At 48.7% G+C, this 20487-nt stretch carries 28 protein-coding genes; 12 read left to right on the top strand and 16 right to left on the bottom strand.

Annotated elements, in window-relative coordinates; translation table 11 throughout:
• Positions 1 to 89: 89 nt before the first annotated feature.
• The 13 genes from DW037_RS02420 to DW037_RS02475 all read right to left on the bottom strand — a co-directional run bounded on the left by DW037_RS02420 (position 90) and on the right by DW037_RS02475 (position 8382).
• Positions 90 to 947: a hypothetical protein gene (locus DW037_RS02420; RefSeq protein ID WP_118372770.1), complete on the bottom strand. Its 858-nt coding sequence runs from the start codon at positions 945 to 947 to the stop codon at positions 90 to 92.
• Between the two features lie 115 nt (positions 948 to 1062).
• Entirely contained in the window at positions 1063 to 1386 is a 324-nt protein-coding gene (locus DW037_RS02425; RefSeq protein ID WP_118372771.1) for a hypothetical protein, read from the bottom strand.
• Between the two features lie 312 nt (positions 1387 to 1698).
• Positions 1699 to 1956 (bottom strand): hypothetical protein, encoded by a 258-nt coding sequence (locus DW037_RS02430; protein ID WP_118372772.1) that lies wholly within the window; start codon positions 1954 to 1956, stop codon positions 1699 to 1701.
• Between the two features lie 70 nt (positions 1957 to 2026).
• On the bottom strand, positions 2027 to 2248 hold the full coding sequence (locus DW037_RS02435) for a hypothetical protein (protein ID WP_118372773.1): 222 nt from the start codon (positions 2246 to 2248) through the stop codon (positions 2027 to 2029).
• Between the two features lie 159 nt (positions 2249 to 2407).
• Positions 2408 to 2968: a hypothetical protein gene (locus DW037_RS02440; RefSeq protein ID WP_118372774.1), complete on the bottom strand. Its 561-nt coding sequence runs from the start codon at positions 2966 to 2968 to the stop codon at positions 2408 to 2410.
• Positions 2969 to 2989: 21 nt separating this feature from the next.
• Positions 2990 to 3805: a hypothetical protein gene (locus DW037_RS02445; protein ID WP_118372775.1), complete on the bottom strand. Its 816-nt coding sequence runs from the start codon at positions 3803 to 3805 to the stop codon at positions 2990 to 2992.
• 160 nt (positions 3806 to 3965) lie between these two features.
• Positions 3966 to 4142 carry a hypothetical protein gene (locus tag DW037_RS10580; protein WP_158571920.1) on the bottom strand — a complete coding sequence of 59 codons (177 nt, stop codon included), beginning with the start codon at positions 4140 to 4142 and terminating at the stop codon, positions 3966 to 3968.
• A gap of 482 nt (positions 4143 to 4624) precedes the next feature.
• The gene (locus DW037_RS02450) at positions 4625 to 5152 is read right to left on the bottom strand and encodes a hypothetical protein (RefSeq protein ID WP_118372776.1); all 528 of its coding nucleotides are present in this window, start codon (positions 5150 to 5152) and stop codon (positions 4625 to 4627) included.
• Positions 5153 to 5217: 65 nt separating this feature from the next.
• Entirely contained in the window at positions 5218 to 5664 is a 447-nt protein-coding gene (locus tag DW037_RS02455) for a hypothetical protein (RefSeq protein ID WP_118218852.1), read from the bottom strand.
• Positions 5665 to 5725: 61 nt separating this feature from the next.
• A complete protein-coding gene (locus DW037_RS02460) occupies positions 5726 to 6115 on the bottom strand; it encodes a DUF2493 domain-containing protein (RefSeq protein ID WP_118218855.1) in 390 nt (129 codons plus the stop codon).
• Between the two features lie 102 nt (positions 6116 to 6217).
• On the bottom strand, positions 6218 to 6886 hold the full coding sequence (locus DW037_RS02465; RefSeq protein WP_118372777.1) for a DNA-processing protein DprA: 669 nt from the start codon (positions 6884 to 6886) through the stop codon (positions 6218 to 6220).
• Positions 6887 to 7444: 558 nt separating this feature from the next.
• A complete protein-coding gene (locus DW037_RS02470) occupies positions 7445 to 8116 on the bottom strand; it encodes a hypothetical protein (protein ID WP_118372778.1) in 672 nt (223 codons plus the stop codon).
• A 23-nt stretch (positions 8117 to 8139) separates the two neighbouring features.
• Positions 8140 to 8382 carry a hypothetical protein gene (locus DW037_RS02475; RefSeq protein ID WP_118372779.1) on the bottom strand — a complete coding sequence of 81 codons (243 nt, stop codon included), beginning with the start codon at positions 8380 to 8382 and terminating at the stop codon, positions 8140 to 8142.
• Positions 8383 to 8746: 364 nt separating this feature from the next.
• Between DW037_RS02475 and DW037_RS02480 the strand changes: the two genes are divergently transcribed.
• The 3 genes from DW037_RS02480 to DW037_RS10585 all read left to right on the top strand — a co-directional run bounded on the left by DW037_RS02480 (position 8747) and on the right by DW037_RS10585 (position 9723).
• Positions 8747 to 9181 (top strand): RNA polymerase sigma factor, encoded by a 435-nt coding sequence (locus DW037_RS02480; RefSeq protein WP_118372780.1) that lies wholly within the window; start codon positions 8747 to 8749, stop codon positions 9179 to 9181.
• Entirely contained in the window at positions 9181 to 9432 is a 252-nt protein-coding gene (locus DW037_RS02485; protein WP_118218865.1) for a helix-turn-helix domain-containing protein, read from the top strand. Before DW037_RS02480 ends, DW037_RS02485 begins: the two co-directional genes overlap by 1 nt.
• A 147-nt stretch (positions 9433 to 9579) precedes the next feature.
• Positions 9580 to 9723 (top strand): hypothetical protein, encoded by a 144-nt coding sequence (locus DW037_RS10585; RefSeq protein WP_158571922.1) that lies wholly within the window; start codon positions 9580 to 9582, stop codon positions 9721 to 9723.
• 69 nt (positions 9724 to 9792) lie between these two features.
• Here DW037_RS10585 and DW037_RS02490 read toward each other — a convergent pair whose 3' ends face one another.
• The 3 genes from DW037_RS02490 to DW037_RS02500 all read right to left on the bottom strand — a co-directional run bounded on the left by DW037_RS02490 (position 9793) and on the right by DW037_RS02500 (position 11767).
• The gene (locus DW037_RS02490; RefSeq protein WP_118218867.1) at positions 9793 to 10191 is read right to left on the bottom strand and encodes a type II toxin-antitoxin system HicB family antitoxin; all 399 of its coding nucleotides are present in this window, start codon (positions 10189 to 10191) and stop codon (positions 9793 to 9795) included.
• 23 nt (positions 10192 to 10214) lie between these two features.
• Positions 10215 to 10397, bottom strand: a complete 183-nt coding sequence (locus tag DW037_RS02495; RefSeq protein ID WP_008370780.1) for a type II toxin-antitoxin system HicA family toxin — start codon at positions 10395 to 10397, stop codon at positions 10215 to 10217.
• Positions 10398 to 10603: 206 nt separating this feature from the next.
• On the bottom strand, positions 10604 to 11767 hold the full coding sequence (locus DW037_RS02500) for a DUF3102 domain-containing protein (RefSeq protein WP_118372781.1): 1164 nt from the start codon (positions 11765 to 11767) through the stop codon (positions 10604 to 10606).
• A gap of 404 nt (positions 11768 to 12171) precedes the next feature.
• Between DW037_RS02500 and DW037_RS02505 the strand changes: the two genes are divergently transcribed.
• The 9 genes from DW037_RS02505 (at position 12172) to DW037_RS02545 (ending at position 20487) form a co-directional block, all read left to right on the top strand.
• A complete protein-coding gene (locus DW037_RS02505) occupies positions 12172 to 13440 on the top strand; it encodes a tyrosine-type recombinase/integrase (protein ID WP_158571924.1) in 1269 nt (422 codons plus the stop codon).
• 461 nt (positions 13441 to 13901) lie between these two features.
• Positions 13902 to 14282, top strand: coding sequence for a helix-turn-helix domain-containing protein (locus DW037_RS02510; protein ID WP_118198266.1), 381 nt, complete (start codon positions 13902 to 13904; stop codon positions 14280 to 14282).
• Positions 14254 to 15603: a helix-turn-helix domain-containing protein gene (locus DW037_RS02515; protein WP_118372783.1), complete on the top strand. Its 1350-nt coding sequence runs from the start codon at positions 14254 to 14256 to the stop codon at positions 15601 to 15603. Before DW037_RS02510 ends, DW037_RS02515 begins: the two co-directional genes overlap by 29 nt.
• 118 nt (positions 15604 to 15721) lie before the next feature.
• Positions 15722 to 16360: a hypothetical protein gene (locus DW037_RS02520; protein ID WP_118372784.1), complete on the top strand. Its 639-nt coding sequence runs from the start codon at positions 15722 to 15724 to the stop codon at positions 16358 to 16360.
• 17 nt (positions 16361 to 16377) lie between these two features.
• Entirely contained in the window at positions 16378 to 16626 is a 249-nt protein-coding gene (locus DW037_RS02525) for a hypothetical protein (protein ID WP_118199844.1), read from the top strand.
• 92 nt (positions 16627 to 16718) lie between these two features.
• A complete protein-coding gene (locus DW037_RS02530; RefSeq protein ID WP_118372786.1) occupies positions 16719 to 17987 on the top strand; it encodes a hypothetical protein in 1269 nt (422 codons plus the stop codon).
• 11 nt (positions 17988 to 17998) lie between these two features.
• Positions 17999 to 19960 carry a VirD4-like conjugal transfer protein, CD1115 family gene (locus tag DW037_RS02535; protein WP_118218911.1) on the top strand — a complete coding sequence of 654 codons (1962 nt, stop codon included), beginning with the start codon at positions 17999 to 18001 and terminating at the stop codon, positions 19958 to 19960.
• Between the two features lie 65 nt (positions 19961 to 20025).
• The gene (locus DW037_RS02540) at positions 20026 to 20226 is read left to right on the top strand and encodes a hypothetical protein (RefSeq protein ID WP_118199847.1); all 201 of its coding nucleotides are present in this window, start codon (positions 20026 to 20028) and stop codon (positions 20224 to 20226) included.
• Positions 20227 to 20268: 42 nt separating this feature from the next.
• Entirely contained in the window at positions 20269 to 20487 is a 219-nt protein-coding gene (locus tag DW037_RS02545; protein WP_118218913.1) for a hypothetical protein, read from the top strand.

Below are 20487 nucleotides of genomic sequence, written 5' to 3' on the forward strand. Positions count from 1 at the left end.
GCTGTTGCTTTCTTTTCCGTTCCATACGAAGCCTCCGCCTTGCCAGGACAGAGGGTGAGCGGCGGTTGCCCTTTCCGCCCCCAATTCCTTCAATTCTTTAAAATGAGATCTACGATACTGTAGGTGGTATCCCCTCCCATTATTCCCGCCGCCTGCTGAAGGCACTCTTGAAAATAAGCTGCATCTTCCCTACTCCGGAAAGCCATGATCGGTTTCGAACTTTCCGGACCGTTTGCCATAATCGAAAACACAGTCTCGTCTGCCGAGTTGATCTTGTTTTCCGTGTCGTTGCGTTCTTTTCCAGACATAACGGAATTCTCCTTTTTCTCATCTGAACTTACAGAATCGGTCTCATGTCCGCATGAGACTTTTGCGGGGCATTTGGGCGACTCTTCATGAACTTTTTCCTGCTCCGCGTACCACTCATTGAAACTGGCGACGATCTCAGAGCGCCGACCGCGTACACTCTTGACAACCTCGTCACTGCCGTCTGCCGGGGCGTAGGTGAAAAGAAACCTACCGTGAGACGTCTGGTGCCTTGTCAAGCGCCCATGTTCAAGCACGCATAGAGCCTCAGATTCCTGTGGAGCAGGAGGTTGCTTTTGTGCCTCCCGTCCGCTCATTTCGCTTTCAGGCAGCCTTTCACTTTGCTTTCGATTCTTTGCCTTATTGCTCATATGGCGGTTTTCCTTTTCAAGCTTCCGGCGCTGCTCTCGATTCAGCTTCACCTCCGGATCTACTCCCTGCTCCTTGGCAACGGACCGCATGTCGTATCCGGCAGCGGACGCGGCAGCGAAAAACTGCTTGAACGCCACGGGTCGATTGGTTCCAAGCTGCAACGTCTTGAATTGCCCATTTGAATCCTTGATGCTCGCCATATATGAACCCTTTTGTTCAAACAGGCAGGCTTTTTGTCGATCACCGGTCACAAACCGCTTTCCATACATAAAGCTCCTTTCCTATAATCGGATAGTACCAATATACCATAGTGCAATATATCGTTAACGAAAAAGGAGCCCGCTCGCCCGAACTCCTTTTTGAATCGATTCTTTCTTCAGAGCCTTACTTGTCGTAGAGGGCCCACTCTTTACGGACGTCGCGTTCAGCCTGACGCATAAGGCGTTCGGCGCGGCGCTTTGCTTCGCGCTCGCGACACGCCTTAACTTCGGGAAGCATAAACTCCTGGTAGTACATGAAACATGCAAGGCAGATCTCGGCCGTTCCCAGAAGAAGTAGAAGTACATTCATCTCGAAAAACAGGAAACTACCCACTCTGATCTCGCAGACAAGCGTCATGCATCCAAACATGAATACGATAACGTCATTCATGATGCGGATCTTCTCAATATGCGTATACGTTCTCGGGGCGCGATGCTTACCGTTCATCATGGGTTCCTTTCTCCCGTTCGCTTAACGTAAGGTTAGTATACCATAGTATCCTAGTACTATTGCAGAAAAAGTTGAAAATCATACTTGATAACTCTCCGCAACAAACCTTGAACGTCACGAGCAAGCGATGCGAACGGCGATTTGCTTACAATACGCTATTCATGCGGTGCCTGACGGCACCTATGATCCGCTCCCTGCGGTCGCTGATTGATTTCTAAAAAAAGGGGATGCATTTCTGCTTCCCCTTCACAAGCTAGGTCAAATATGTACGTAGTGAAACGCACCAACTTCACCCTACCGCGCCGCATCCTAGCTAATCGAACCGTCTTCGAGAACAAACCCGATCGGTTTGCGCAAGGAGTTGTCTACGATGATATTCGGGTAGTGTCGGATATCGTTGTAGACACTCACAGCAAGATTATCGATCGCCCACTTGACCAAAACCGGTTCATATCCATTCAGCTCGCAGAAAGCTTCCCGCGCTAACTTGCTCTCAAAAGCAACCGCGCAATAGTGCTTCCCATCGCCATCTAAATCCTTGACAGCGAAAAAAGTCTTCTGTGCCATGCTGTCTCTTTACTCCAATCTATCAAGCGCCAGACACCAGATACTTTAGCGCCGGACACTTGACATCTAATTACGCGATGATCCGCTCCTCAAGGTTTTTGCGCATCTCGACACTGAACAACTTGAGCGCTTCCTCCGCATCCCCGCCGTTCTCAAGATACTCGATCGACAGGTTATCCCTAGCGACAACCATGAGATCGTCGAGCAGGATAGAAATCAGCTCCTCACGACTCACGGAATCTGGGGTGAAGTCATCGAACATGGTTTCCAAAAAAATGCACTTATCGGACATGGAATAACCCTTTCTGTAAACCGCCTAACGTAAGGCTATCGTACCACAATACCGTAGTATGACCAACGAGAATAAAAAATAGTTTAAACAAAAATGGCGACCGTCACCGATCGCCATTCAAAATCTTTATTTTACGGACTCTGCTGCATTTGCAAACAGCTAGGAAATGTCATATTCGCCCTGTGCGATGCTTCCCGCGGGGACATGGATACGTATCTCGCACTTTAAGAACTTTCGCCGATCACGTGTCCACTCACCTACTATAGGAAACTCGTGGGTTTCACGGATGACCACATATTGATCGACTACTTCGACTCTCGCATCATCGGCTTCCGCATCCTCATACACCACCGTTCCATCGGCAGGGTAGCTCTTTCTACGATAGCCTCCATCATCCTGTCTCATCATCACGACGTACTCATCCTGTTCCGTGAGGTAGCCGAAGGAGAGCGCCGCCTTGCCGTCGAGGTGAGATCCGGTCTTGAGCGAAGCCAGGGAATGGCTCTCAGCGACCTCGGAATCTTCGCTGAGCAATTTGATACTCGTAGGAACAGCTGCATGCCATAAAGCAAAGCCGGCCAATCCTATGATGACAGTCAGGGCGACAGACAGACCGAATCGCCTTGGGAATGACTTGTACTTCACCGCATCGTCACTCAACACGTAAATCACCCAAGCCAAAATAACTACGAAATATATGGCTTTAATCCAATTGGCCATATCAACCTTCCTTTCCTTTCGCTAAACGCCGCAAACCTCATATCCTGTGGATCGCAGGATATTAACGATTTCTTCGAAAGTCTCCGAATCGGAGCATGAAATCTTTCTTCCAACTGCATCGGCATAACACGTTTTCGTAGCATCGACGATGCCCTTGCCGTCCTCATGGCTCCTGACTGCCCGCCATTCACTTCGGAGCATCTTCGTGCTTAAACCGGCTTCGATCATTTCATACATCAACTCGTCGCCACGGGAAGGATCGATTTTTGCAATCTTGCGCACGAGGTTAAGATTTAGCTCAGACAGATGTTTTCCATCTTCGAGACTCGGTACACCTGTTTTTCCGCTAGACCACTCATGATAGAAATCGCCGGCACTTTTGCGCTGCCACAACAAGGTCTCCGTTACGCCGCATCGTGCCGCCTCGTCTTTAAGCCAAGCGGAAAATGAACTGTATTCCGGTTTATACAGCTCGTTTTCCGACACGTCCCTCATCAGTAGATAAACCGGCACCCATGACCGACCTCCTTGCCTGAAAAGACTCGCAAGCTCGTCATGAATAGAGGAAGTGCAGGATTCCTCTGATCCGACGGACATCCGTTTCAGGTCCTCACGATATTTCAGCTCGAACCGGATCCAGCTGTCAGATGGAATAGAGGTGACCCGTTCGAGCTGACAGGCGATTTCCCTCCCGATGGCTTCCTTTCCCGTCAGAAGATCTTCAATCTCGGCAACAGAAACGCCCAGCTCTACCGCAAACTCCCCAATGGACATTCCGTTGCCATCGATCCACTCCTGTAGATACTCACCGGGCGCGACCGCAAAATTCGTTCCCATCACTACATCCTTTCTTGTTTACGCGTAGGTATAGTATACCATAGTACAGTAGTATCGGCTCGCGCCATAAAAAGAGCACCGGCCATCGATTGCTAAATCCAATTACAGCAGCACTTACTTAGAAATGGGACGACCGTTCCGATCGTCCCGCAACAGAAGCCTAATCAAAATGGTGAAAATCATGCTCAATATTCAGCGCGTTGAGCAAATTGACTAAAGCATCATTGTATCCGTTGACGTAACCGGATACGTACGGACTTAATCCGTCGCAGTCGAGGGCGACATTGGCGTTGAGCAGCCGCTCCACGGCTTTCCAGACTGTATTTTCGGTAAACATATCAGTTCCTTTCTCTGCGCTTAACGTGTTTAAAGTATACCACAATATCACGGTACTACTGCTCTAAATATTAGACGCTCAGCTTGTCTGCTAACAACTCGATGACCATCTATGAAAGAAACGGAACCGCCTTACCCTTCCCATAATGGAGACCAGAGGGTTTGGCGGCTTCGATAGGCAACACGATCCATGATCGATCTTCTTTATGTTCCTCCAGTCTCTATTGCTTTATTCCGCGGTCACGCGAAGCGTGAGCCGTCGGCTGGGCTCTTTCGGAGTAAGTCGGCGAGTTTTCGACAATTTCAATGGCGCGGAGAGTCCCTGGGTGAGGCTCGTAGCGCTGTTGGATTTGTCGGAAACTCGCCCCCTGTCCGCGATAGCGGACTCATTAAAAAGTATCGGATTTGCCGATACGGATTTTTCAAAACCTCGAAATAGGGGAAACCGCTCAATTCGGACGGTTTCCCCTATACTCTAAAACCCTAGGCAACGCCTTTTCCTAAACGATCGGCAAGCTCGCTATAGGTGCCTTTCCAAGAAAACCCGAAATCGGTTAGACCGATAAAGACCAACGGATCGGCCGCGTTTCCTGATTCGTCAAGCGGTTGAGCAATACCAACGCCCAGCCTTTTCGATGCTTCCAGAGTCGCATATACAAAACTCGGATTGGTATTTGCAGGCTCGACCGCATCATCGGCAAATGCCCTTGCAAGATGCTCCGGATTGTCGAAATCCTCAATTTCAACCGTACCGTCCTCATACTCCCATCGAAACCAGCTGCCAGACTCTACATACGGCTTCAGGTCTACAAGCAAATCCTCCGTAGCGAGAGGATGTTTTTCGTATGGCAGATACAATCCCACAAGGCTATCGCCCTCAAAAGTCGGCTCAAAACCATGGCTACACATCAGCTCCCGAAATGACCCATCGAAGCCAAGTTTCCGAAGAATATCATTGTAGCGGGCCCAGTCAATCTTGACAGTTCCCTCTCCGCCCATAAAGCATCCCATTACATTTCCTTTCTCTTGTGGATCGCTTACAGCTACTAGTATAGCATAATACCGTAGTACTACGTTTAGAAATCCTTCCCGTCCATTAGTTCGTTTTGAATCTGCCGTTTACGCTTGCCAACCAATTGGCGAACACTCTCAGGCATATTTAAAAATTGACGGGAAATTCCGAAAAACTCCGCCATGATCACAGCCGCGAACGCATTTGCATCAACCTCGAGCGGCTGGGCGTTATACTCGTCAATATCCAACTGATCGCTTGTATGGTAATCGTGCAAACTCCGATCGTTTTCCAGCTGATACGCATGACGAAGCTCATGCGCTATCGCGAAGAACAATTCAGGCGTCACACCTATGTCATTTCTGATCAGTACGCCATCAGGTGTCAAAGCGGCAATTTGCGTATCAGTCCGTAGTCGGTCGATTGACACAAAGCGGATCGCGGGCATCTCAATCTGCAAAATCGTACAGATCTCCCTCGCAAACTTCGAACATATTTGTTTTTTATCCATTGTCTACATTCTCCTTATGATACCATAATACCATAATCTTGAAGATAATGGAACCGCTGATCTATGGTACCGGAACGTGGATGATTCTCAACGGATTGGAATAAGATTCAGCAAGTGAAAAGCTTTGAAGCGTTCCGCGGCTCTTTCCATCCCAAAAGGCAATGACACCGCGATTTACATGCTTCGAAATATACTCATGCATCAAACGGTTCCGAATGTAACCTGCACGTTTTCCATAAGTGTCCCAATCAGCGGGAAACTCTTTGTAGGCATAATGCCGATCCGCTGCATATCGTTTTGCCAAGGCATCCGTACCGTATGCGCCACCAGAAACAATGATGATGTTCTTCCAGTTCCTTAAGAGGTGATCGCATTTCGTTACGAAAAACTCGTAATCAGAAAAGGAACGGGATCCGACCATTAGGCAGTAAAATGCTTCTGCATCTGACATATCGGCTCCCTTCTATCATAATATCAAACCAAATATACTACACTACCATAGTATTAAGAGGAAAAACTGGGCACTCCATCTAGGAACGCCCAGTTTCTAAAATTAAAGACTTGAAATAGCCCGAGAAATCGAAGACGAATCGCAAATAATCTTTGCACCACCTTCGATAAGCATATTGCATCCACGCGATTCAGGAGCGAAAAATCCTCCTGGACATGCCCATACTTCCCTACCAAGTTCCATTGCACATTCGGCCGTGGAGAAAACGCCCGATGGGAACCCTGCTTCCACAACCACCATCATTTGTGACAGCGCAGCGATAACCTTCCGACGCCTGGCAAAACCTGCCCTCGTAGGTCCTTTGCCCCAAGGAGAAATGGAAACAATCGCTCCACCAGTTTCGACCGTCAACTCAAACATGTCGACATTCGAACTTGGATAATCTACATCTGCTCCTGTGCCAACCACCGCAATATGAAGACCTCCGTTTTCAAGAACAGTCCTTGCAGCAACGCTCTCACAACCAACAGCACCACCCGTGATAACGGGAACAAAAGCAGCCAATGCTTCATTTGCAACAATCTTTGAAGCTTCCTCTCCATAGGGAGAAGACCTCCGAGTTCCCGTAACAGCTATAGACTTGGCACTCAACACACTCGGGTTGCCGATCACATAGAGTTTTTCAGGCGGCTCGTTCATGTCCTTCAAAGCAATCGGATACAACGGATTGTCAATCTCGATCTCATAACGCTCGAAGTCACTTGCGCTCATTTCGGGTTCCTTTCTCCCGTCCACTTAACATACCTATAGTATACCATAGTACCGTAGTATGGCTAACGAGAATGGCGATTTCTCCGAACCGATTTCCACTCAACCGAGAGCTAATACCCTTATCTCCCTGAGTTTTCTTTAATACCTTTCCCAGTGGATTATGGATGGTGCGCGTGGTCACGCGGAGCGTGAGCCATCGGCTGTTATCGTTACGACTAAGTAGGCAGGTTTTCGACAATTTCAATGGCGCGGAGAGTCCCTGGGTGAGGCTCGTAGCGCTGTTGAATTTGTCGGAAACCTGCCCCCTGTCCGCGTCAGCGGACTCTTTTGAAAATGGACAAATATAAGAGAATCATCCTAAACCGGCGGTTCCCTCATGTCGAAAATCTTTATGGTTGTAGCACCTAATGCAAAGTCTACCAATGGTCAAATTCGCAAACGCTTGCGAATTTGATGTCTGCTTACATTTAGCTACCTAACTGATATTTAGACATGGAAAAGGCTCCCGTCCAAAGGACAAGAGCCTTTTCCATAGGAGTAAAGATGCCTAGAGATATTTTAGCACAAACCGAACTTCTCCCATTCCTCCCCCCAGTCCAGCGCACCGTAAAGATCATTCCAAGCGAAGAGATTCACGTTCAGACGCTCTTTGTTGAAGAGTGGGCCGCACGCACGATCAACCAGACCCTTTTCACCCCAAAAGGCAATCGCGTCCTCGACATCCGACTCGTCCAACCCGAGCAGCTTAGCGATGTCGTGCTGACAATACGGGCAAAAATCTGCCTCGAAGCTCCACGCAGAAATGAATCCGAGGACAAGTCGGGCAATCAGGGATGAATCCGGATATACCTCACCAGCCCGCATGGCAGCCAAGGGAATCGGCGGGCAAGAAGCCTCATCGATATCAAATGCCACCTTAGCTTTTCTACCGGCAATGTTAGCTTCATAAATTCGATCGCACATCTCCAAATCAGGAATAAGATATGAACCCCTCCTGTAAACGAGTCTGCGATCAAGAAGCTCTTTAACCGAAGATTCCACTACAGCCCCGTCCATATGCAAGTACTCTGAAATGAACGTGGCATCATCTGGAATCGGCCCCTTGTCACTGGCAATCAACGACATGACATCGCGCATCTCATAAGTAGGGAGGCCTAGCGTTAGCGTCCATGTCGGAAATGAATATCCATCGCTGTTAAGGAGCTCTTCCATAACCTCTTCGTCAGTCATTTTTTTTCCTTCAATTCAGTCAATTAGGCTTCTAACATCTGCGCGGCAGGCTCATTGAACTCTGCTATGCACTTGCAGATGCCGCTCGCACTGTACAGTTTCCCGAGGGCCTTATCGTAGCCATAGTCCTCTTTCAAACCCTCGAAGATCTTCCCGGCCTCCATTCTCGCATGGGCGGCATCGGTGGCCGCCACCGCCGTCACGTAATTCTTGTTTCCCATTTTCCCGGGAACGGTGTAACCGACCTCGAATCGATACAGCATCATTCTTATTCCCTTCTCTCGTGGTGCCGTAATATCAATATACCACAGTAGCATACTAAGTGATCGCTCAATCGAAAACACATTGTCATACAAGGGGAAAAATTACTAAAATTTTCGATGATACTAAAGTTGAATCGTGCTATAGTCTTATTGTCGCTTAACGAGGAGGCACCACCTGATTCCTTTCCAGGTGGTGCCTCCGCCTTTTTATAGCCAGATAATCAAATATGTCTTCCGAAGGCTTTGCGCTTTACATAGAGCGTTCGTCATCGTTGTAGGCGGAAAACATCATGTCCTTTTCCGCCATCCAGCCGATGCGGACTGCACCTCTCTTGCCGTCTCGACAGATCGAAAGGAGGTGAAACCTATGGGTAACAGCGACAAGGACTTCGAGAAGTCAAACCAATGCGCGTTTGACGCCTACTGCAAAGTAATCCTCAGAAATGAGGCGAGGGACGCATACGACCAGCGTAAACGCAAACTGAAACGCGAACAGCTCTTCGGAGAGATGTCGCCTGAAGAGCTGAACAAGCTCATCACGACAGACCGGTATTTCCAATTCGAACGGGATATCGTGGAAGACGGTTTGCATTTCATTGTGTGCGACCAGGGCGTATACGATGCGCTCATGACCCTTCCCGGGGCAAAAAGAAAGATCATCCTTCTATCCTACTTCGGAGAGATGAACGACCGCGAAATCGGCGACGCGCTCGGCACCGGACGCGCCAATGTCCAATACCATCGCTCACGTGCGCTCGCAATGATGCGAAAAACGCTCGAACAGGAAAGTGAGGAATACTGATGAGCAAGCGAAAAAACAAACTCGTTCCATTCGAAACCATCGTCCTCGCAACGCAGGGCGACCCACAGGCATTAGAACAGGTTATACGACATTACAGACCGTACATACTTTCACTCTGCCGCCGGGAATACATTGCGGAAAACGGCAACGTCTCCATCGTATGCGACAACGAACTGAAACTGCGACTGGAAGCGAAGCTGATGGCAAAAATCCTGCTGTTCGATATCAGAGAGAGGACATACAAAACGTAACACGTAAACCAAAATCGAAACACGACTCTTAAAACCTAAAGATAGCAGGGGAGACCGCGAACCGGTCTCCCCTTGGTTACGTTGTACAACCTGATCCCGCTGTGGTATAATACTACCATACAATAATACAGTCACGGAGGCAATCCAATGGAGAACAATACCAAAACGCTCGCTTTGGAAGACGATCCTAAAATTCCTGAAATGCCGAAAAGCGAGGATGAGCAACGTAGGCAAAATGAAGACTATGCCAGAAATCTCGGACTTGATGTGATCGACCCGATAGGGGACTGAATCGCGGAACAGCCGACTGGACATGGTAAGGGCTGATAGTGGATAACCGCTATCAGCCCTTTCGTCTACCTATCTTGCCTGAAGGCGGGCAATCAACGCCTCCTGCAGGACTTTGGAAAAATTGATTCCGCGTTCCTCACATGATGCATTCAGCCACCCAGGAATCGTCAATGTCTTCTTTACCGACTTCTCCCCATATTTCCGCTCGAATGCCTTGAGATCGATGTCGACCATATTGACGATCGCCCCCTCTTCCTCCGCAATGACATCCTCAATGGAGGAAGCCACCGGAAGAACATTGCCTTCCTTCAATTCATTGAAGAGATACTGTCCACATGCCTCCTGGGCCATTGTAAACGCATCTGCAAAATCATTTCCGTAAGTCGCCAAATCATTCAGATCTGGAAAAATAACCGAATAGCGACCGTCCGCTTCTTTATAGAACACCGCCGGATAGATATAGCACATACCGTTTCCTCCTTAATCAAAAACTACTTCAGCCCCGCCTGCCTCAGCACGGAAATCGCGACCCTCAACGGAATGTCGCCGCCATGCCTCGGTATCGTGACCTTCCCTTTCTTCAACGGATGCCGGTACTGGTAGTGCGATCCTTTCACATCACACCGAATCCAGCCATCCGCGACAATCAGCCTTTCAAGCTCCCGAAACCTCATCTTCCGTTTACCCTTTCTCTAATTATAGCACGTGTAATACGTGGTGTAAATACCATACTACTACGGTACGAAACTACTACCGATAACACCGATCTTTTGCAAGGCTGGACGCTTTTTGCGCGTCCTGCCTGCTGGTTTGTGATATATCATTTTCTGTGCATTCCGACTACGGGTTACTGGTATCTCGGTAGCATAGTACCGTAATGCTATTCAGATTTAAGAGTCTTCACGAACTTCGCCACAATACTCTGGCTGGATTCCGCCATGTCATCGAGGAGTTTTGACGCCTCCACCTTGTCGAGCCTGCCGACCTCGATCACCGTGTCGGCCGCCCTAGAATATGCGTCGAGCGCGGATTCGATTGCGAACTTGGCTCTCGCAATAGCTCCGGTCAGCTCCCTGTTCTCGATCGCCTCAGTCACTTGGCGTTTGGCGGCATCGATCTGTTTCCGTGCGACGTCTGCAACGGCTTTCGCCGCCCTCTCCTTTTCCTCAAGTTCGGCACGTTCCTTTGCAAACTTGGCGTTCATCTCCTCTTCGGCTTTTCGTCGGGCCTCGGCAACCTGTCGATCTCTCTGTCCATTCAGTTCGTCGATCTGTTTAAGCAGTTCCGACTGCTTTTCGGCGGCGGCATCGAGTTTCTTCCGCTCCTCTTCAAGGGCAATACCGATTGCCTCTTTCTGCCGCTTCTGGTTGGATTTCTCGGCCTCTGCCGCCCGTTTCTCCAATACCTCGATCTGAGCAGCAACCTTGGCTTTCTCGGCAGTCAATTTCGCCATTTGAGTATCCTTTTGTTTCAGCTCGTCAGCGAACTTGGCTTCCGCCTCGGCTGCGTTCCTGTTTGCAAGCTCTTTAACGGCTGTGACCTTTTCCTTCTCCTGTCTCACCTCCTCCTGGAGCTTACGAAGCGCCATCTCTCCAGCTTTACGTTCCTCTGCAAATCTCGCACGCTCGTCTTCCGGAAGGTCAATCAAAGCCAAAGCCTGCGTGTAGCTCAAATTCGCAAGCGCTTGCGATTTCTCTGCCAACCCGTTCCGACCGTACTCCTGATAGATCTTCATGAAGTTGTTCGCCGTCCTCTGGCTGTAATCGACCCTTTCCTTAAGCCACGTTCCCCACGTGCCGCGCTTCACCATAGCTTTCGCCTCGGTCAGGCGCCGGCCGATCTCGATTGAGTTGAACAGGACGACCTGTTTCGTCTGTTCCGTAATCATCCGGATCTCTGAAACCAGCCTATCCTCCCTCGCAGCATCCTCGTCGGAGACATACTGGACTGTCTCCGCACTCTCCGCTTCAGTCATCATCGGAACGACATTTCCCCTTGCGATCACCTGAGCCTCGACCTCTACGTTTTTCTTCGCTCTTCCCATCTTGTTTTCCTCCTATTTTTAAATGATTTAGGCTGAACAGCTTGTCTGTTCTGCTGTGCCTATACCGGGCATGAATGCAACGTAGTGGAGCGAGGGCGCGAATCAAGGGCGAAGTCTTTCTGCCAGTTTTTACGGAGCATGCGGAGGAAAAAGTTGCAGAAAGATGCGCAGGCACCCTTGATGGTCAAGCGCAGGAGCGGCATAGAATGCCAATGCCTCGGATAGGCCCAGTTCCCGATCCCAGAGGGAACTTTCCTTTTTTCCAAAAAGGCCGGCGCCGATTGAGCCCGACATAATTCAGGCGATACTAGCGTACTGTGGTATCAAGATGAGGACTTGCATTTTCTTTAAGCGACACGTAAATGTCTGCGAAAAGAAAAATAAAAAAGGAGGAGATGTATAGAATGAACAACATTGAAAGATATGATGATACTATTAAATATGCTATTATGAATATAGTAGATGCGGTAAATAAAATCGAATCAATGAAAACAAATGAATATTTAGCGATGCATCCATATGCCATCACCCATAGCCAGGATGGATATTACCGTACATATCTTCCAGGGGAAAAAGGAAAAAGAAGACAAATTAAAAAGAAAGCGAGGGATGATCTTGAAAAGACAGTAATAGATTATTGGATGAAACATTCAAAACTATCTTTCAAAGAAAGATTTAAGATTTGGGCCGAACGGCAAAAACTAAAAGGTGTTAGTGATAACACTTTATACAGATATAAAACTGAATATGCGCGATTTTTGAAAGGGCATGATATCGAAAATAGGGATATAAGAACCATTGACGAAGAATATCTCGAATTATATTTCAACAAGATACTTGAAGAAAATAGCGTGCGGTATCAAACGTTAAAAGAGCTACTTGGCTACTTCAGAGGGACGTTCGATAAATCCATTAGAGACGGGATAATCGAAAACAACCCATGTTTAAAAATTGATTATCCTCTCTTGAAAAGCAAATGCAGACAGCCGATTATCAAAACTGCTGAAGAACGAACGTTCTCTCAAATTGAAAAAAACAAACTGATGAATTCTTTAAAAGAAAAGCTAAAAAAATATCCTGATGATGTTCGACCATATGCAATCGAACTCGCACTTTATACAGGAATGCGTGTAGGTGAACTTTCGGGATTGATGTGGGAGGACATAGATGAAACCAGACAGTGCATCAACATCCAGCACAGTGAAAAATATAACGCATTGAAAAAAACTTTTTTCGTCTCAACTCCTAAAAACGGAAAAACACGTGTCTTCCCGCTTACAGCTGAGATCGCCGCGCTTCTAAAAAATGTCAGAGAGGTAGAATCAAAATATGGTTATCTAACTGAATTTGTATTTTCTGGACCCAACGGCAGAATTCATAAAATGGATATTTCGAGATATATGATCGCCCGCACATCTGGTGACGGATTCACAAACCCAAAAAGCATACACACCGCGAGAAGAACCTTAAATTCCGAATTGATTGCCTCTGGCGCCCCAAGAGCTATGTGCTGTGCACTGATAGGAAACACCGAACTGGTAAATGAAACCTTCTACACATACGATGTTTCCACTAAAGACTATAAGCTGGAAATGGTTTCAAAAATAAATCAGCGGACCATCAATAATAATGACAACACCGATGTTGAAAAACTATCGAGTAATCAAGAGTAATCAAGTTTGTTCGGAAAAATATTTCCTTGAAACCCTTATAAATCAAGGGTTTCAAGGAAATATGCCATTATCGATTGCCGGGACAAGCTACCCGACGCTGGCGCTACAAAGCCCGTAAATCAAGGGTTCAAAGGGCTGGGTAATCAAAAGTAATCAAGAAAGTAATCAAAAAAGGAGGAAAACACCGTATCTACTGTAAATACCAGAGCCTGATGATACTCAAATACCCAACGAACCCGAAATCAGTGTGATACCATGAAAAACGAAAGGGGCCTTGCGGCCCCGGTAAGCTGAAAAAGTCCCAAAGTTTTGGCGAACGGACGGACTCTTTCGGAAAGTGAGCTTCTTTGAGAACTCTCAACGAGGTTCAAAGGCGGCTCTGTTGATTCGAATTATACCACACTCGATAGGACCAAACCTCCTTTCCGAAAGTTCGAAAGACCTAAAAGGAGGTTCTACATATGCCACACAAAATGATGAATCCGCAGATAGCATACGTGCTTCACGACAACAGGCTGTCGATTGAGGCACGTATGCTATACGCATACCTCTGCTCATTCGATGATGGTGTACCGCCTTCGACCTATCAGATGATCAGGCAGCTCGGCATCGGCAAGACGCGATTCTATCGATATCGAAACGAGCTCGAAGCGTTTGGACTCATCGAGGTCGAGAACAAGATCACGTCCGGCGGCGGGGTCGCAAAGTACTCTTTCCCTGACAAACCGGTGCCGACTGCAGAAGCCGAGGAGATTCTAATCACCCGCCTGATCAACAATAACAACAAAGCGATGAATTTTAAAAAGGAAAGGAATGATGGAAATGCAGGGAAACGCAACTGAAATCGATGAGCGCAACCTTTTGCAGCTCGATGCGCTGCTCTCCCACGGATATGGACTCTCGCCGCAGCTCGTGATGAGATCAAAGGGCCTATCCATCGAGGCGAAGGCACTCTACGGATACCTGAGCTCATTTGCCGGCGCGGGGGACACGGCTTTCCCATCAACTTCCCGCATTCTCGAAGAGCTTGATATTAGCAAGAACCGTTTCTACAAGATCCGCAAGGAACTGGTCTCATGGGGCTTCATTTCGATTGAGACCACGGCGACCTCTGCGGGGTTAAGGACTGTCTACACGCTGCCGCAGAACCCGATCGCCATCAAGACGGAAATCGACGAGATTGCAAACCGACGCAATGAAATCAAGAGCAGCTTGGTGGCGAATCTCCATAACGAGGACATGGTGAGTCATAAGGGGGATTCTGAGTCTGAGCGTCTTCAGCAATCAGCAGGTAACGAGCCTTGTCGTCAATCTGAAGCCAAGGCTCAAAACAGGGGCTCCAATCTGAAGCCATGTCTTCAATCTGAAGACGAGGGTTGTCTTCAATCTGGCGACAAGCTATATATAGATACTAATATCAATCCAAAAGTATCAATAGATAGATCTGCCGCCCATCCTTCCGCTGATGAAGGTCCAAGCGACTGGAAAGTCACCGAGGGAATGACTGATCCGACTCAACGAGATGACGGCGAGCCGGATCGCAATGCGAATAGACGGGACGCGTTAGATGCGGTGCCTGACGGCACCTATGATCCGCTCCCTACGGTCGCTGATGGATATACCCTTTCAAATTCCGAATTCGAGGCTTTCAACCGCCTCTGTTCCCTGTCCATCAAGACGGTAAGGGGAGCCGTTCGGAACGAGGCAGCAAAACAATATGCCAAGCGAATCGGGGAAGGATACTCTCCCGCCGCCATCGAAAAGGCCTATATCGACTATGCGGAAGCCTATCGGCAGAACAACCCTTCACCGAGGTTTGCGAAGCAACTGTCAGATTGGTTCGTCAAAAGCGATGGTTTCGCGTATTTCGCCAAGAAACCTGTAATTCGAACAACGACAGCCACCAAGGCTACAAGTGGTCAAGATTCGGATCTCAGGGCCGCAACGGAGGCAAAGAACGATCGGCTGACACTTGCCGCGACCGATCCGACCTTCAGGGATCTTGAGGCAGCCGTTTCGAAGGCACGGTCACTCTGGGGACATGCCTGCATGACGTCTGACGTGGAGAAAGCAAGCCGCCTCAAGGAGGAGTGGAGCAAGGCAACGGAACGGGCCAACGAGTATTACGAAACCCATTGCACATCAGCGGTCGCGACAGCTTAGACGATCTGAAAACACGGGGGAACGGAAAAATGCCACGTTCCCCCGACCGTGCAAGATGTGAAGTGGTAGAATCTTACAAAAGATTTCTCAAGACCCTACCAAAGAAAGGAGAAATCATATGAGCAGCAATTACCAGCAGAAAAAAATGATGAATGCCCTAGGCGCTATCGATACAAAGGGCAACATCGTCCTCGAGCAGTTCCAAGACGGCACGGCACTCCTCTTCCAGCCGGGCAACGCGCAGCCGTTTTGCGTGGCTACAGACTATGACCGCGCGACGGCCTCGTGGTCATACGGAAAGTACTTCAGCGATCTCGGATGCGACCATGAGGCTGCTGACCCTGAGATTATCGAGGACGCCAGCGTCAGATGGGTCAAGGAGGATATCCGGGAAAAGCTCAAAGCACAGGATATCGCACCGACAGAATTCAACGTGCAGTCCGTCATCATGGGCGATTCAAGGCTTTGGGAACGTCCTCTCGACAGGGAGTTCCGCGACAACATGATTGCAAGCGGCAACGACGATCTCGATGCACGCGTTTCCATTCTCAAGGAGAACGGGAACTTCAAGAATGTTGACACCGCAATGCCAGTGGAAAGTCTTGATGATCTGGAACAATATAGGTCTGATCGACTTACGGATAAGGTCACGTCACTTAAAGACAGTCTTGATGCACAATATAAGGCAGATGAGCGTGGTCGCGTTTTCGACCGTCCATGTCAAGTACTTGACGACGGTGATCTCGACGAACATTAAATAGAAAGGAGACAAAAATGACAAGCCGTGAAATGGTTCAAGGTGCCGCCGCACGCAATCAAAGAACTCTTGCTGATGCTATCGTGGCTACAAATCGTTTCAGGGAGCAAGACGCTCGCTTTAAGTCGCACGATGGAATGGACCTCGATCCATCGACACCTGAAATCGAATCGGGATATGAATTCAATCGGCGCTCCATCGAGGATGACCGTGCTGCTGATGACCGAAATTCCATTTCGGATCAAGATATTGATTCACGGCTGTAATATGAATTTCCAGATGTATGGTTTGCAGATTGCATAATCATTGCGTATTAGTACCGTAGGATGCAAAAGGCATCCAGAAGGGATGATTGATAATGGCAGATTTGGGAGAGGAAGCATACTCCTCACAAATGAAAGTCATCGCGACTTTCTTGCGGTTGCTTGAAGAGCTTATGCGTAATAAGCAGCAAGATCTCCGCTATGGCACCAAAACGCAAAGGCGCGGTATCTTTCGTCGAATGAAAGACTTCGTCGGAGGTGTCTTCAAAAAAGTCTATGATGGCACATTCGGCCGTCTGTCGCGTAATGGAAAAGATTATGGTCAACTTGACCTTAATGATCCGGCTGTTGCAAAGCTGTTTGCAGACACAATGAAGCAAATGGGCATGGATACGATGCATGAAGATAACAATCTTCTGTTCAGCACTTCCGATATTGCAAAAATCATGGCCTTTTCCAAGATGGTTGAACAAGAACTCGGTAAAAAAATCGAGCACGAAAACGATACCCCCGAAAAAGAGCAGTCCCAGGAACACGGACAAGACCATGAAAAGCAAGCCGATGCCCGAGATTGGTCTGACTATCCCGCAACACCCGAACAAATTGAGCTCACGGCTACCGTTCTGGCAGCCGATGAGGGTGTTTCGATCGATGAAATCAAGAAAGACTTTTCGGAAAACCCGTCAATCGGCGAATTGCAGATTGCTCTTGAAGCAAAAGGCCACGACACTATGGCAATCCAGCCCGATCTGAGGAACTACGCGACACCAGAACAACGAGCACAACTGGACATGCTCAAAGACAAGGGCGTTATCGGTGAAGATGAGCTTATGCAGCTTGGCAAGTATCCTTCTCAGGACAAGGCGAGCGAAGTGCTCGGAAACCATGCGGATGCCGTAAAAATGCTCGATTCCGATGAAATCTCAAATCGTGCGGAAGCAATTCGCAGTCACGATGGAATGGATCCAGATTCTCGCGCCAAACAGGTCGAATCCTGGAAGGAGGATCTTTCCGCGAAAGTCGGAAATGCCTTCGAGGCGTCTCGTGATGCAAATGGCCGACCGAATCTCAACAATTTCGCCCGTCAGTGCAATTTGCGCGGCATTGCCGTGCAGTTCGCCAATGATGGAGAGCTTCTATTCACGGATGCCAATCAGCATCACAAGCAGGTCCGCGCCGACAACCTCGATCCGAAATTCTCCCGTAACAGCGAGGCTTTCAACGGTCAGAAAATGTCGAAACCGTTGAAGCAAAAACAGGAAGAAATCATTAAGAGCACAGATCAGCGCAATCATGAGCGTTCACATGCCCACGACAGTCAGGATCACGGCGATGCGCATGGCTCCGAGAATAAGGCTAGGTAAGGTGATGCTCCTTGGCGTCCAATAAATCGAAAACTCCGGGTCCAATTCAGGTCGTGGTAGTTCTAATGTTGACCGTTCTTGCCTTCTACTTCGGCAATCGGTTCGGACAAGTCTTTGATTTCAACACCATGGAGATTACCGACGGGGCGCTCGTGACGGTCAATTCGATCGTCGCGGCGCCTGCCGCTATCTCAACGGCATCCGTTCCCATGCTGTATGCAATCGGACTCGCCATCACGGTTCTCATCGTCTGGCTCTATACATTCATGTATGCCGGCAACTATCGCTATGGAGAGGAAGCCGGTTCTGCGAAATGGGGCACCCTTAAAGAAGGAGTCGCCTTCAAGGATCAAACGGATCCGTCCAACAATCTTCTCTTCACGAAAAATTATGGCCTTGCCCTGAAAAAACCAAAGTTCGACCTCGAACATGACCGAAACCTCAATGTCATGGTCATCGGCGGTTCCGGCTCTGGCAAGACCCGTAACTATGTAAAACCTAATCTCATGCAGCTTAATGCAAGCTACTTTCTGACCGATCCGAAAGGAACATCCCTTCCAGAGTGCGGATATCTTTTCAGGGACAACGGTTACCGCATCAGGGCGTTCAACACCATTGAATTTAATAAATCGATGCACTACAACCCGCTTAAATACGTTAAGACAGACGCAGATATCCTTTCTTTCGTCAACTGCCTGATCTCGAATACCAATGGAGATAAACAGTCCGGCGGAGATCCGTTCTGGGAAAATTCGGAACGTCTGCTCTATACCGCGCTCATCGCCTTGCTGAGAGACTGGTTCCCACCGGAAGATTACTCGTTGGACGGGTTGTTGACACTTCTTTCCATGGCAGAAGCCAAGGAAAACGATGAGAATTTCAAATCTCCGCTCGACATGATCTTCGATGAGATCGAGACGGGCAAAGTTTACGAAAGAAACCCGTTCTACCAAGGCCCGTCGACCTCAAGCTCCTATGCCGACGCGGAATCAGACCGAATGGCAATCAGCGAGAACACGACCGACGAGTTCACTTGGCAGTCAAGCCTCATGGAACGCAACAATGACGGCCTGTCTCCTGCACGTGAAGGTGGATTGACGTCCGATCAGGATTTCGCATTGGCAAACTATAAGATGTTCAAAGTAGCCGCCGGCAAGACGCTGAAGTCCATCATCATCAGTTGCAACGTGCGCATGGCCCCGATGCGAATCGAGCAGGTGCGCGAACTGTTGAAATACGATGAGATGAATCTTGACGAGATGGGAGATCCCGGGCAACGCACTGCTATCTTCGCCATCATGTCGGATACTGATAAAACCTTCTCGTTCCTGCACGCAATCATGATGTGGCAATCGATTGATATCTTGTGCCGCCGTGCGCTCGAGAAATACAACGGCAAATTGCCGACCATGGTCAATTTCATCTTCGACGAGTTTGCAAATATCGGCACGATTCCCGATATCGAGCAGACGATCGCCGTTACTCGTTCTCGTAACATCGGCATCTCGATCATCCTCCAGTCTGTCGCACAGCTGGAAAGCCGCTATGATAAAAAGGCAAAGACGATTATCGATTGTTGCGATACCACTCTCTTCCTAGGTGGCAAGTCGAATTCCACCAACAAGGAAATCTCCGAGATGATCGGCAAGCAGACGATTAACCAGAAGACATTCGGCGAGACGCGCGGACAGTCCGGTTCCAGCTCGAAAAACATTCAGATCCAAGGTCGCGACTTGATCGACGCCGCTGAGATCGGCAAGATGAATCGCCGCGAGGCAATCCTGCTCATCGCCGGTACAAATCCGCTTAAAGATCTGAAATACCCGGTCGAGCAACACCCTAACTACATCTATCTCGACCCCGGTCGAAACAAGCCGGGTCAGGTCAAAAACCGCTGTCTGTATGATGAGCCGTTCGATATCCTGGAATACATGGACGAAATTAGGACAAAAGACGCTACCTACGCGTCATAACTCACGCGTTTGGTATACACTGAACCAGTGCAACCGACACGGGAAAAAGGAAAGGAATTGAATGGGTGGATAAACTTATAAGGATTTTTGCCCAGCCGATAGGTTTCGCCGGTACTGCTTTTGGCATTGCCGGCCTAATCTATCTCGGCATCTCGTTGGCAAGCGGTGGAAGGCGCCAGCCTGAAATCGTTAAAGCCATTGCAATGATCGCAGCTGGTTTTACAGTCGCGGCAGCAATGGCGCTGTATGGCTACACCGGGCATTAAGCTCATGAAATCTAAGAATATTTAAAGAAAGGAATTTAGCGTATGCTCTCTCAAATCATGACCAAAATCTCCGGAGGTGTCACCTTTCTCGGCGGCGTCCTCATCGTTTTCGGTCTTGTCAATCTCGGTATGACAATTAAAGACGGTATGCAAGGCGGTGGCGGCCAGCTCGCCGGCGCCATCGCCATGATCGTCGGCGGAGGTATCGTCATCGCAGCCTCCGTTTTTCTCGGCAGCCTGGACACCAGTTTCGCCGGCTAA

The organism is Collinsella sp. AF39-11AT (genome assembly GCF_003474585.1).
In the GTDB taxonomy this organism is placed as follows: Bacteria; Actinomycetota; Coriobacteriia; order Coriobacteriales; family Coriobacteriaceae; genus Collinsella.